This is a genomic window from Streptomyces sp. NPDC036813 (assembly GCF_055609245.1).
Genome location: NZ_JBVJPV010000024.1, coordinates 21,366 through 33,478, shown reverse-complemented (window position 1 = coordinate 33,478; position 12,113 = coordinate 21,366). Strand labels below are relative to the sequence as shown.

11 protein-coding genes and 1 pseudogene are annotated in these 12,113 nt (G+C 70.0%); 8 read left to right on the top strand and 4 right to left on the bottom strand.

Going from position 1 to position 12,113, the window contains the following annotated elements:
• Window positions 1-138: 138 nt before the first annotated feature.
• The 4 genes and pseudogenes from ACZ67Q_RS35770 to ACZ67Q_RS35755 all read right to left on the bottom strand — a co-directional run.
• A complete protein-coding gene (locus ACZ67Q_RS35770; RefSeq protein ID WP_471190712.1) occupies window positions 139-702 on the bottom strand; it encodes a BMP family ABC transporter substrate-binding protein in 564 nt (187 codons plus the stop codon).
• 1,382 nt (window positions 703-2,084) lie between these two features.
• Window positions 2,085-2,834 carry a maleylpyruvate isomerase family mycothiol-dependent enzyme gene (locus tag ACZ67Q_RS35765; protein WP_471190710.1) on the bottom strand — a complete coding sequence of 250 codons (750 nt, stop codon included), beginning with the start codon at window positions 2,832-2,834 and terminating at the stop codon, window positions 2,085-2,087.
• 257 nt (window positions 2,835-3,091) lie between these two features.
• Window positions 3,092-3,337: a hypothetical protein gene (locus ACZ67Q_RS35760; protein ID WP_471190708.1), complete on the bottom strand. Its 246-nt coding sequence runs from the start codon at window positions 3,335-3,337 to the stop codon at window positions 3,092-3,094.
• Window positions 3,338-3,431: 94 nt separating this feature from the next.
• Window positions 3,432-3,710: pseudogene (locus ACZ67Q_RS35755) on the bottom strand (IS5/IS1182 family transposase); the annotation flags it as partial.
• Between the two features lie 163 nt (window positions 3,711-3,873).
• Here ACZ67Q_RS35755 and ACZ67Q_RS35750 point away from each other — a divergent pair.
• The 8 genes from ACZ67Q_RS35750 (at window position 3,874) to ACZ67Q_RS35715 (ending at window position 12,075) form a co-directional block, all read left to right on the top strand.
• Complete coding sequence (locus ACZ67Q_RS35750; protein ID WP_471190706.1) at window positions 3,874-4,311, top strand: cupin domain-containing protein; 438 nt, start codon at window positions 3,874-3,876, stop codon at window positions 4,309-4,311.
• Window positions 4,312-4,986: 675 nt separating this feature from the next.
• Window positions 4,987-5,550, top strand: coding sequence for an NADPH-dependent FMN reductase (locus ACZ67Q_RS35745; RefSeq protein WP_471190704.1), 564 nt, complete (start codon window positions 4,987-4,989; stop codon window positions 5,548-5,550).
• A 232-nt stretch (window positions 5,551-5,782) separates the two neighbouring features.
• Window positions 5,783-6,517, top strand: coding sequence for a formylglycine-generating enzyme family protein (locus ACZ67Q_RS35740; protein WP_471190702.1), 735 nt, complete (start codon window positions 5,783-5,785; stop codon window positions 6,515-6,517).
• A 47-nt stretch (window positions 6,518-6,564) separates the two neighbouring features.
• Window positions 6,565-7,626 carry a hypothetical protein gene (locus ACZ67Q_RS35735; RefSeq protein ID WP_471190700.1) on the top strand — a complete coding sequence of 354 codons (1,062 nt, stop codon included), beginning with the start codon at window positions 6,565-6,567 and terminating at the stop codon, window positions 7,624-7,626.
• An 850-nt stretch (window positions 7,627-8,476) separates the two neighbouring features.
• Window positions 8,477-9,496, top strand: coding sequence for a GNAT family N-acetyltransferase (locus tag ACZ67Q_RS35730; RefSeq protein WP_471190698.1), 1,020 nt, complete (start codon window positions 8,477-8,479; stop codon window positions 9,494-9,496).
• A gap of 276 nt (window positions 9,497-9,772) precedes the next feature.
• A complete protein-coding gene (locus ACZ67Q_RS35725) occupies window positions 9,773-9,910 on the top strand; it encodes a hypothetical protein (RefSeq protein ID WP_471190696.1) in 138 nt (45 codons plus the stop codon).
• Window positions 9,907-10,242, top strand: coding sequence for a hypothetical protein (locus tag ACZ67Q_RS35720; protein ID WP_471190694.1), 336 nt, complete (start codon window positions 9,907-9,909; stop codon window positions 10,240-10,242). Before ACZ67Q_RS35725 ends, ACZ67Q_RS35720 begins: the two co-directional genes overlap by 4 nt.
• A gap of 486 nt (window positions 10,243-10,728) precedes the next feature.
• Window positions 10,729-12,075, top strand: coding sequence for a pyridoxal phosphate-dependent decarboxylase family protein (locus tag ACZ67Q_RS35715; RefSeq protein WP_471190693.1), 1,347 nt, complete (start codon window positions 10,729-10,731; stop codon window positions 12,073-12,075).
• Window positions 12,076-12,113: the final 38 nt, after the last annotated feature.

Sequence of the window (12,113 nt, the reverse complement as noted above, 5' to 3'; positions counted from 1 at the left end):
ATGCTTCCTTGGCGATCACGTTCTGACTACAGTCAGTCGATCTTCTTACGTGATCCTTACTGGGTACAAGGCAACCGTTGTCCGACCAGTCCAATGCCCCTGGTCGGTATGCGGATTGAACTCCTCGAAGGGGACGTGTCAGGACGCTCGGGTCAGAGAGGTGAGAAGTTCACGCACGTGCTCCCTCACCTTCGTCGAGTCGCCCTCCCGCACCACCGAGACGTTCGCGGAATCCGCCCCGTCGCCCACGACGACGAAATGCACGCCCTTCTGTTGGGGCGCCACCGAACGGACGGCGTTCACCGGCGTCGAGCCCACGGCTACCACCACCGAACAGTGCTGCTGTATCAGCGAGTTGACGTACGGTACGACGTTCGCCTGGGTGTCCGGACCCATCGCCGGCAGGAAACTCGACCGCGCCTTGGTCGCAAGGGAGGCGTCCTGCATGCCGGCCCACACCGGCGCGGCCGGTAGACCCGGTGAGATTCCGCGGCTGTCGGTGAGCAGACAGGCGTCCACGTCGCGGTAGGCCCGCGCCGTCGGCTTCACATCGTCCTTCCCTGTGGACGGCCACAGGAAGACCGCCGCCACCGCGGCGGCGACCACGACCCCGAGTCCCACGCCGAAGACGACCGGACGCCCACGCACCGCCCCCCGCGAATCCGACCAGATCCGCCTCAACCACTGCCACGACCACTGCATGTCCGCGTCCTTCCGGAATCCCGGAGTGACCATCACCCCGTGCGGAGGCGAGAATAGAACAGTGCTCCGACCTCAGGGGTTCTGCGTCAGCCGGGGCTTCGACCAGTGGATGAGTCGCTTGTTGCGCGGGTGCGGCTGCTTGAGCAGCAGGGTCGGTCGGTGAAGGCGATCGCCGGGACGATGAGGATGAGCGCCGCAGACGTTGCCGGGGTGCTGAATGGCGCGGTCGCGGCCTCGGGGCCGGGTCGCGGCGAGCCTCGTAGCTGGGTGAACGCCGGCTGGAGCCGCAGGGTGGATCTTGAGGGTGCGCCGCAGCGGGCGGACCTTGACCCGGCGCTTCCGACGCGGAGGAGGTGCGCGGCCTGGTCGCGGTGCTCGTCGCCGCGGACAGCACGCGTTCAACGAAGGCGCAGGCCGCGGGGTTCCTGCGGGACGTGTGGTGTCTTGGGGTGAAGAACGCGCCCGCTCCGGAGCCGATGAGTGAGAGTCGGCCGGACAGCAGAGCGGCGGAAGAAGACGGGCCCTAGCCCGGCGAGGACGCCCCCGGCTACAGCCCGATCTGCCCCTGACTGTCCGTCCCGCGACGGTGCTGCACGAGCTGCGCGGATTGCGCCGCCTGCCGACTGTTCGTGTGCCCACCATGGGATCAAGCCTCTCGGGCTTTCACCCAGCCTCCCTGCCTCCCGTGAGCCGACGACGCCACCAAAGGTCAGAACGCCACTGCCGGCAGTCCGCGAACGGGCCGGGAAGGGTGCGCTTGAGGTACACAGCGTCCAGAGAGACCACTTGGCGCTCCAGCTCGGTACGAGCCCGGACAGGGAGTTGCTCCAGGACCAGCTGAAGCACGTTCCGGGCATGCCTGACATCGTCAAAGGAACAGCCGCGGCACGAGCACTCCGCGTCCCGCGGATAGAGAGGCCGACGTCCGGGCGGTTCCAGAAACGCTTGGTAACACCGCAGCGCACGGTCCGTGGCACCGAGAAAGACGTAATAGTCGGCCGACAGCCTCTCCACTTGATGTATCGCGAGGCTGGTGCGGGCAGATAGCCCGTGGATTCGATCCGGCGGCGGGCACTCCCAGGCGCGAGGGCCATGCTGTTCGACGCGCAGGGCGCCAGGCCGTCTACGCGGCATCTGCCTCTCGGTATGCAGTCATGGACGTCATCATGCCAGCACCCACGTCTCCGCGGTCGGGAGAAGTTCACCGCCCTGAGGGCATGTCCTGATACGGGCACGCGATGCTGCCGGCCTGTAGCCCCCACGACGTACTTCCCTGCTTGTACCGGGCGCTCGGAGGCTCGCACCCGCTTCGTCGCGACTACTACGCGGCCACGTTGGACGACGTGGCCGGGGACGGCGTGTGACCGCGTCCGGGTCCGGGCTCAGGACCAGCCGGGCGCCGGCGGCAGCGGCCAGGGCGGTGGGTCCGGCAGATCGCCGTCGGACTGCAGGAGCGTGCCGGGGGCGCGGCCGGACAGCCAGGCCAGGAGCGCGTGGCCGGGACCGGTCGCGGTCGGGCCGGTAGGGGCGAGGGGCCAGGCGCGCCGGAGATCGGTGGCTTCGATACGGGCGAGGGGGAAGCGACGGGCGACCAGCGTCGCGACTGTCTCCGTCAGGGCCCAGGCGACGTACTCGGTGGGCCAGTCGGCGGGGGAGTAGCCCAGGTCCAGGTCGACGTGGTGGGTTTCCAGTTCCCGCCAGGCGCGGCACAGCGTGAACCAGGCGGGCTGCCGCCATCCCGCGAGGGCAAAGACCAGCGTGGGCCAGCGGTCCGCGGGCATGGCCTCCGCATCTTCCAGCAGCCGGTCCATGCTGCCACGCAGATCGGCTGCCAGGGCGGCCGCATCGCGTTCGGCGCCCTCGTGCAGGGCTCGGTCCAGGGCGGCGGCGTCGGTCCGGGGCCCGGGTTCCCTGCCGGTGCGGGCCAGGGTCAGCAGCCAGCCGTAGGCGTCCGCGCTGCGGGCGAGGTGCGTGAGGACGTGGGCTCGGCTCCACCCCGGGAGCGTGGAGGGGCCGTGGGCCTGCGCGTCGGTCAGCGTGCCCAGCGTGACGCTGAGTCGCCTGGCCGATTCCCGTACCGCGGACAGGAGTTCGGCGATGGCGGCGTGGTCCGGTGCGGCGGTGTCGGTCACGGCCGACGACTCTACCGCCGGTCCGGCGCGGCCTCGGGTGCCCCGCGGCCGGCATGCTTGCCCAGCAGGCGCAGGAAGTCGGGGAACGCCTTTCGGGCATGTCCAGTAGCCATCCAAGGGCCGCAACAGACCACAGGCGCCACACGCACGCCCCCTGGTCGGCTGTGGACGCCCGGGTTGAACCCCAGACCCGTAGCCCCGCTGGGGCAACCCAAGGACACGCGAACCAGCCCGCACAGCAGGCATGTCGAGACGGCTCACTGGACGAAGCGTTGGGCTTTCTTCGCTTCTGCCTTCGCCTGCAGATCGAGTGCCTTTGGAGAGTCGCCGTAGAACCACCACGTGTACCAGGTGATCGCAGCGAACAGAGCAGCGAAGCCGAGCGCCCATGGGACCACCGCAGATGGCGAAGCACCCCGACTGATCCAGAACGCGGCAAGCACGAAGACCATTGCGGTTCCTCTGGTGGCGGACACCAGGGTGCGCTTCAAGCGGTTCGACATGGCGCGCACGGTACCAGCAGACAGAACAAAAGGATCTTGTAGTGCTTCAGCCGGCCGATCGCATGCTCGACCGGCGTGCGGGCCCTGCGATACTCCTACGGTCACGGACCGGGACCAGCGTGCCGTCCACGATCCACAGCCGGTCCGCGGCAACGACGGGACGAGAGAGTGGCCCGAGCGCGGGGAGCGGCCGCAGCCGCTGGATGACCCGGCACACTGTGAACGGCGAGGCCCCGAACAGCAGCGCGAGCTGCCGCATGGCCAGGTCGCCGCCCCGCTGTCGCACCACGTTCAACCACCGCTCGAACTGCTTCACCTGCAGCCCCGTGAACGTCTCCACCTGCGACGGCTCGGCCCGCAACACCGCACGCAAACGAGGGAAATGCCCAGATCCCCCCGGGCTCGTCACGGCATTCTGCAACGCGCTGTTTTGGAGGGGGCGACACTGCGGCCCGCCACGCCGGGCACCGCTCGTACGGACATGACAGCAGGTGATGCCACTAGCGTTGCGGGACACCCTCCAGAAGGACGAACCCATGGCGCGAGAAGGTGCCCGTGACAGTGCCTGGCGGGCACTCATCGCAGAACTCGGTCTCGAGCCGCACCCGGAGGGCGGCTGGTACCGGAGACTGTGGGCAGGTGAGGAGGTCGACACTGCTCGCGGGCGGCGTGCCGCCGCCACGGCTGTCCACTTCCTGCTGACGCCCGGGGAGCACTCCCGCTGGCATCGTGTCGCCAGCGACGAGCTATGGCTGTGGCAGAGCGGCAGCGCACTGGCCCTCACGCACGCAGCCGAACCGGATGATCAAGCCTCCCCGGCCCTTCTCGGACCTGAACGGGCCGCTGGACAGACGTTGTGGGCCGTCGTGCCGGCCGGGCGGTGGCAGACCGCACGACCTCTCGGCAGCGAACCCGTACTCGTCACCTGCGTAGTGGCGCCCGGCTTCGACTGGGCGGACTTCACTCTGCTGTAGGCGTGCGGGCCGCCCAACGGCGTTTGTCGTCCGCTCTCCAGCGGCTGTCCCGGCAGTGTCGCTGGGAGGTCGGCCGGGCGAGGGGGGTCAGGCGTGACCCGCTGCCGTCCGGAGGGTCTGGCACCCCGCTACTGCAGCCACGCCGAATGGGCGCGGCGCATCCTGGCGCGCCGGTCACCTGGCGGCCGGGGTCTTCCCGTGGAGAGCGGACCTCATGACGACCGTGACGACCTACGCCATCGCCGTCGACGTGTCTCTCGTCGAGGGAAATTTTCCGGCATCGAATGGGCCTCACGTCACGGCCGGCCGCCGACGTACCCCAACCCTGTGTGCAGCAATCGGATTTGCGCCACCCCTGCGGCCCGCGTCGCGCAACGACGGCGACTTCGCTCCTCGTTGCCGCAGGAACGTTTCCATTCAATGCGCCGTGATTGCGCCATGCAACGAGAAGGGCGCTACCGCTTACCACGAAGTAGTGAGTTATCCGGGTCGGCCGCGTGATGACCTGTAGGTTTACTCGCGCGGGCCCACCCTGACCAGCGCAGGATCACCATTTCCGTAGACAGGCATGCCGCGAATCTGCCACTTTTTAAGCGTCAGCCGCGGGACCCGCTCAAGCAGACAGAAATCTGCTTTTCGGTTCCCATCTGTTGGCCATGCGTGATCGGAGAGGCCATGTCGTACCGATTCCTTCTGCTGTCCGGAAGCATCCGGAGCAAATCTCTGAACAGGCGCCTGCTGTACGCAATGGAAGACATCGCCGGCAGCCTCTCCCCGCACATCGAAACATGCTTTCTCGACGTTCACGGCCTTCCTTTCTACGACGGAGACCGGGAGACGGAGAACACTCCGGCCGAAGTCGTGCGGGCCAAGAACGCCGTACAGGAGTGTGACGGTCTGGTCATCGCGACACCGGAGTACAACGGGGCGCCGTCCGGTGTACTGCAGAACTCTCTCGACTGGCTGTCCCGCCCGTGGGGGAACAGCCCCCTCACGGGCAAACCGGTGGTGACCCTGAGCGCGTCTCCCGGTCCCGGCGGAGCACGCACGGCCCAGGAACGCCTCCGGCAGATCCTCGTGCGCTGCGGGGCGCAGCCCATCGGTGACCCCTTCGTCGTCCCGTACGCCGACTGGCTGTCGGACCCGCAGCAGAGCGGTCCCGGTTCCGTGCTGGCCGGCCGGCTGGCCGCCCTGCTCGAGAGCCTGGCCTCGGCCCGCTCACCGGCCGGCTCAGCCTGACCTGCCGCCGTCGTGCCGTCGTGGGCCGACCTGCCCTTGCACCGCATGGCCCTCACGACCGCTGTCTGCCTTCGCCGACCCGTCCCCCGGGATGCGGCCGGTGCCCCGTGACGGCTGCCGCGCAGCCGGCCCTCGATCTGCTCCCCGTGCTCTGTCGCCGGGAGCGCCGCAAGTGCCATCCGCCGGGTGGTACGCCCCACTACCGCTCGATTGGAGACAGGAGGGCCCCGCCATGCTCGACATCCCCGCTGCGCAGGTGCGGCTGGGCCTGTCCCCGGACCGTGTGGACTCCGTCGCCGCGGCCTGGCGGCACGTCGGTGTCCGCCGCGAGTGGATCGCCAAGGAGACCCCCGAGTACACCGCCGACATCGCCTCCTTCCGCATCGCCCGCTATCCGGTCACCAACACCGAGTACCGCACGTTCCTGCTGGAGACGAAGGCCCCCTGGCTGCCCAGCTCCTGGCAGTTCGGCATCCATCCTCTGCACCTGTCCAACCACCCCGTGTGGACGGTGCCGCCCCACGCGGCCGACGCCTACGCCGCCTGGCTCTCGCGCCGCACGGGACGCCGCTTCCGCCTACCCACCGAAGCGGAGTGGGAGTACGCCGCCAGCGGCGGCGACGGCCGCGAGTACCCCTGGGGCAACCACCTCGCCGGGGGCACCGCGAACACAGTGGAGACCGGCCCGCTGAGCACCACCCCCGTGGGCGTCCACCCCGCGGGACGCAGCCCGTTCGGCGCGGACGACATGGGCGGCAACGTCGAGGAGTACGTCAGCGACCACTACCGCCCCTACCGGGGTGGCCGGCGCGTCCCCGACGATCTGCTGGCCGACGGACGCCCCTACCGCATCGCCCGCGGCGGCAGCTTCACCCGCTACGCGGACCTGGCCCGTTGCCGCCGCCGCCACGGCTGGTACCCGAAGGCCATCTACGCCGTCGGATTCCGCCTCGCCGAAACCCCCTGACCCGCCCCAGGCCCCCTGCCCGTCCCTCGTTCCCGACAGGAGCCCCCATGGCCGAAGAGCCCGGCGACGTGACCGTCGGCACCATCGGAACGACCCGCGTCATCGCCGCGTCCCGCACCACCGGACGAGAACGGCTCGGCACCGCCGACGACTTCGTCACCAACCTCAGCGACTTCGACCGACGCGCCCGCGTCTGCCTCCCCGACCCCCACATCGTCGTGCGCACACCGCTCTACCTCGACTACGTCACCGCGCAAGTGATGGCCTGGACGACACAGGAGACCGAACTCCTCGCAGACCTGACCAGCGAGATCGACACCCTCCTGACGGGCCGTTGGCCCAACCTCCTGCCAGCGGTCGTCCACCTGGTGAAGACCACCGGCCAGGAAGAAGGCAGGGCTGCCTACACCCGGCACACCGACACCGTCGTCCTGCCCGCCGGCAAGATCACCCCCGCACTGGGACCCACCCCCGGCGCCGACCCCCTCTTCCCCCGCAGCAACACCACCGCCCTGCGCGACATCCTCCTGCACGAGCTGTTCCACGTGATCAGCAAGAACCGGCCGCAGGAACGCAGGGCCCTGTATCAACTCATCGGCTACACACAGCTCGACACCCCGGTCCCACTCCCCGACGTACCGTGGCCCGATCCCGACTCCGCCGCCACTCTTCCCCGGCTACGGATCACCAACCCGGACACCCCCAACCTCGACGTGTCCATCACGCTCCCCGTCCCCGCGCCCCGCGGCGCAGCGCAGGCCCCCACGGAACGCGCTTTGCTGCCGCTGCTGACCGCCGACATCCCCTACCGGGGAGGCAGCTTCTTCCCCTACGTCACCTGGTCGTTCCTCGCGCTGAAGCAGGAGGGCGCCGACTGGCTGGTGGACGCGGGACCCGACGGCCGGCCGCTGAGGTATCCGATGTCCCCCGGCAGCGACCTCTGGGAGACGTACCTGGACCATGTGGGCCGCAATGCCCGGGGGGAGTTGTTCCACCCGGACGAGGTCCTCGCGCAGAACTTCGTCCACACCGCGCTTCCCCCCTGTCCGAGCCTGCTGACCAGCATGGACCGGACCCTTGCAGGCTCGGCATGTCGAGCCGGGGCCTGACCGATCCCGAGGAACGCGACGAACAAGACACCCCGTCCTTAGGGACCGGCACATCAAGACCGCGGTGGACAAGCTCCCGGCCGGCTGACGGCTGTTCCCGAGGACCACAGTGGCCACCAGCAAGGCGGTCTACGCGGCGCCCGGGAACTCCTGAAGGAGCCTGGCACGCTGAGCGGGGCCCGACCCCTGCGCATGGCGCCCTTCCGGGATGCCCAGCGCCTTCATCGAGCGGGTGACGCGCTCCGGCCCGACGCCGGGCCTGGATGCGTCCCGCCCGGGCCTGGTGTCCGCCGCGGGCGGCGTCGCGTGCGGCGTCCGGGCGCAGTGGTGTGCTCCGGACTGGATGAGGGAACGACTGCCCGCGTAGCGCTGAAGGCTTTGGGCTTCCGTCGTGCCCGTAACTCCCGACTCGGACCGTGGACCGACACAGTGAAGTGCAGCGGTGGCTCTGCACCGTGCTCAGGAACCGGCGGCCGTTCCGGCCGTCGACCTCTTCGCCTCGCCGCTGAGTGAACAGCCCTTGTCCAAGTGGTCCATGCCCGGGTCGCTCGCCGCCTCTCGTCATCTACCGCTGCGTGGCCCGGCAGGCGGCAGATGGGGCTCCGGCCGCACCCGCTCCGCAGTCGTCAGATCACCCCGCCCCACGCCGAGCAAAACGACGCACCAGCCCGACAGTCGCAGGATCCGGTCCGACCACCACGGCACGATTACCCACCGGTGGTCGTGGGCCCACCCATCGCCCGGCGGCCGCCGCCTTCCCTGTAATGCCATTGCCCCGCACCGGCACCCCTGGAAGGATCACCGCGATCACAGCGACTCCCGATCACCGGTCACCCCGAAAGGTGCCTGCATGCCCCTGCCCAGCAGTGCCGTTCCCCGTCTGTCCGCCGTGCCGGGTACCGGCGCCGAGCTCGACCTCGTCCTGGCCCTCACCTCCGCGGAGCCCGTGTGGCAGTTGTCCGCGGACGCGTACCGGGAGGAGGCGGCCCTGCGCCAGTACCGCCCGGAGTGGACCTGGGCGGCCTGGGGTCCGGACGGACAGGTGCTGGCCCGTGCCCTGTGGTGGGGGCAGAGCGACAGCGCGCACCCGATCGCGCTCGACTGCCTCGCGGTCGCCGACGAGGTGCCCGGGGCCGAGCGGGCCACGCTGGCCGCGGCCCTCCTCGACGCGGGGCACCGGGCCTTCAGGGAGGCGGGCGCCGCGGCCCCGCCGCTCTACAACCTGATGAAGCTGCCGGGCGGGTGGCGGGACGACCCCGAGCACGTCACCGCCGTGGCCTGGCGCCAGGAGGCCGCCCGCCGGGCCGGTCTGAGCGTCGAGGTGGAGCGGCTGCAGTTCGAGTGGACGCCCGAGGCACCGCTGCCCCCCGCCCCGGAACGGCTGGTGTTCTCCCCGGAGCCGGACGACGAGGTCTTCCTCCAGGCGATGCGGCGGGTCTCCGAGGGTTCGCTGGACGCCCACACCATCGAGAGCGAGGCGGCCAACGGACCCGAGGCCACCGCCCGCGAGAGCCTGCGGTTCTATCTCGATCGGCCCGGCAAGCGGGAGTGGTGGCGTCTCGCGCACACCAAGGACGGCGCCCTGGCCGGGCTCGCCATCCCGTCGGCCACGCCGTACAGCCGCAACGTCGGCTACCTCGGCGTCGTCCCCGAACTGCGCGGCCGAGGTTACGTCTCGGAGATCCTGGCCGCCATCACCCGTTTCCAGGCGGCGGAGGGCGCGGAGCGCGTCACCGCCACGACCGACCTGGGCAACCGCCCCATGGCGGCAGCGTTCACCCGCGCCGGATACCGCACCACGGAAACCCGCCTGATCTTCTCGGCGCCGGTGGACCAGGGCCTGTCCGGCGGCAGGGTCGCATCCGGATGACTCGCGGGTCTCTGCACACGACAAGATCCGCCGGACAGGTCCTGTTCGGCCAGGGTGTCCCTCAACTGGCGCAGCGCGAGCAGGGCCGGCCCATCGGCGAGCACCGCTCGCCGCGGGACGGCTGTGCGAACGACTCGCGGCTGAACGCAAGCCCCTCGCGGAAATGCAGGAGATTCCCCGGCGAGACCCCCACATGCTCACCCACTTCAGCTGCCCACCGTCGCAGCTGTGATGATCTGAACCCGCCTTGACCTCAACCGCACTTGAGGTCCTAGCTTGGCGATCACGACGACCGTAAGCACCCCGCAGCACAGCACCACCACGCTCGGCCAGCGGCCCATCGCCCTGGTCGCCTGGGGCGCCACCGAGGCGATCCTGCGGCACTCGCAGGCCGCCTGGCACGCATCGACATGACCCAGCCCCAGTGGTGGGCGCTCAACAACATCGTCCGGGCCGAGCACGGCCTCAGCAGGGAGGAGATCCGCTCCTTGGCCGTGCCCTACGGCATGGGTGCCCGGGTGATGGTCCACGCCGCCGACGCCCTCGTGCACCGGGACTGGCTCGGCATCGGCACGCGCGGCCGGGTGGCCCTCACAGAGCAGGGACGCGAGGGCCTGGCGACGGCGAAGGAACAGATGGACCGGGTGCGTGCGGAACTCCTCGGCGACATCACGGAGGCGGAGTACGCGACCGCGGTCTCCGTGCTCCAGCGAGTCACCGACAACCTCGCCCAGGGGCTGATCTGAAGGTGCTACTCACAGCTATTCGTCGTTATCTACCGACGTAGTTCTGATCATGACCTGTCACCGCCGTGCCGGTCGTGGCCCGGCGGTCTTCCCAACTGCCGGTCAGGCAGCGCCGCGACCGTCGGTGAAGCTGTCGGAGGGCTCGGCCCCGACCGCTGCGTCGTCGGGGCAGCCGTGTGTCGGCAGCACGAACCAGACCGTCTTCCCCCGGGTGTGGTGGCGGACCCCCCCCACGCACCGGCGAGCGCGTCCAGCAGGGGCACCCCTCGTCCGGACTCGGCCGGATCCTCGACGGCTGTGTCCGCTGTCCGGCTGCCCCGCAGGGACGCGACCTCGCGACCGACCGGACCAGGGCTTGCCGGCGCGCCGTCCTCTCCCGCACCGCACCCGCCGCGCCCCGGCCCCCAGCTCCTGGTCCTCGACCTCGCACTCCAGCAGGCCCCACCGCAGCCGGGCTGTGACCAGCACCCGGAAGGTGTTGCGGGCGTGCAGAACGGCGTTGCTGACCAGTTCGCTCAGCAGCAGGACCGCCGATTCCGCACTGTCCTCGGACACGGCCCACGCCGTCATGAGGGTCCGCAGCCAGCGGCGGGCGCCGCGCTGTCCGGACTGATCAGGGCCGAAGGGAACGACCCCGAGGACGTGCTGCGTCTGTACGTTGAGCACCTCGCGCCCACGGTCATCGCCTGCGACAGCCCGCGCTTCCTGTCCTGCGTTCCCGCCGCTCCCACCCAAGCCGCGGTTCTCTTCGACATGCTCGTCTCCTGCTCGTCCATCCAAGGCGTCTCCTGGCAGCTCGCCGCCGGACCGGTCGCCGCGGAGAACCAGGTCCTGCGACTGATCGCGGACCTGGCCGGGATGCCGGCTCAGGCGGGCGGCTGCTTCGTCTCCGGAGGCTCGGCCGGAAACCTGTCCGCACTCGTGACCGCCCGCGACGCAGGACGACGCGCCCGCGGCCTCGGCGACCGAGCACCAGTCAGGATCGCCTTGTCCGACCAGGCACACTCCTCCATACACAACACACTGCGCATCATCGGCGTCGAGCCCTTCCTGGTGCCCACGACAGACCACCGCCTCACGGGGGACGCCCTCCGGGCCGCCCTGCGCGCGAACACCGATCCCGACGATGTCATCGGCGTGGTCGCCACCGCCGGCACGACCAACGCCGGCATCGTCGACGACCTCGACGGCATCGCTCAGGTCGCCCGCGACTTCGGCCTGTGGCTACACGTCGACGGTGCCTACGGCGGAGCCGGCCTGCTCGCCCCGAGCGTGCGACACCGCTACCGCGGGATCGAGCACGCCGACTCCCTCGTCATCGACCCACACAAGTGGCTCTTCGCCCCATTCGACTGTGCCGCTCTCCTCTATCGGAACCCCGCGCAGGCCAAGGCGGCTCACACACAGCAGGCGTCCTACCTCGACGCTCTCCCGACCGGCAGCCACACCGAATGGAACCCGGCGGACTACGCCTACCATCTGTCCCGGCGCGCCAGGGGGCTGCCGCTGTGGTTCTCCCTCGCCGTGCACGGAACACAGGCATACACAGCCGCCATTGAAAGCGCCCTCACGCTCGCCGCCGAAGCCGCCGAGCTCATACGCCGCGCTCCCCACCTCGAACTGCTCCGCCACCCTGAGCTCTCCGTCGTTCTCTTCCACCGCACCGGCTGGGTAACCGACGACTACGAGGCTTGGTCTGAGCGGCTCCTCGCCGGCCAGACCGGCTTCGTCGCTCCCACCAGGTGGGAGGGTCGGACCGTTGGCAGGCTTGCCTTCCTGCACCCTGCCACCTCGCTCGACATGGTGCAGGAGATCCTCGACACCATGACCTGAGCAGACGAGGTCGCTCGCAGGCCGAGCGAAGGCAGCCA

Bases quoted from the DNA above. Each gene is read 5' to 3' on its own strand.
- ACZ67Q_RS35770 (WP_471190712.1), bottom strand. From the start codon at position 702: ATGCAGTGGTCGTGGCAGTGGTTGAGGCGGATCTGGTCGGATTCGCGG.
- ACZ67Q_RS35760 (WP_471190708.1), bottom strand. From the start codon at position 3,337: ATGTCGAACCGCTTGAAGCGCACCCTGGTGTCCGCCACCAGAGGAACC.
- ACZ67Q_RS35750 (WP_471190706.1), top strand. From the start codon at position 3,874: ATGGCGCGAGAAGGTGCCCGTGACAGTGCCTGGCGGGCACTCATCGCA.
- ACZ67Q_RS35745 (WP_471190704.1), top strand. From the start codon at position 4,987: ATGTCGTACCGATTCCTTCTGCTGTCCGGAAGCATCCGGAGCAAATCT.
- ACZ67Q_RS35740 (WP_471190702.1), top strand. From the start codon at position 5,783: ATGCTCGACATCCCCGCTGCGCAGGTGCGGCTGGGCCTGTCCCCGGAC.
- ACZ67Q_RS35735 (WP_471190700.1), top strand. From the start codon at position 6,565: ATGGCCGAAGAGCCCGGCGACGTGACCGTCGGCACCATCGGAACGACC.
- ACZ67Q_RS35730 (WP_471190698.1), top strand. From the start codon at position 8,477: ATGCCCCTGCCCAGCAGTGCCGTTCCCCGTCTGTCCGCCGTGCCGGGT.
- ACZ67Q_RS35720 (WP_471190694.1), top strand. From the start codon at position 9,907: ATGACCCAGCCCCAGTGGTGGGCGCTCAACAACATCGTCCGGGCCGAG.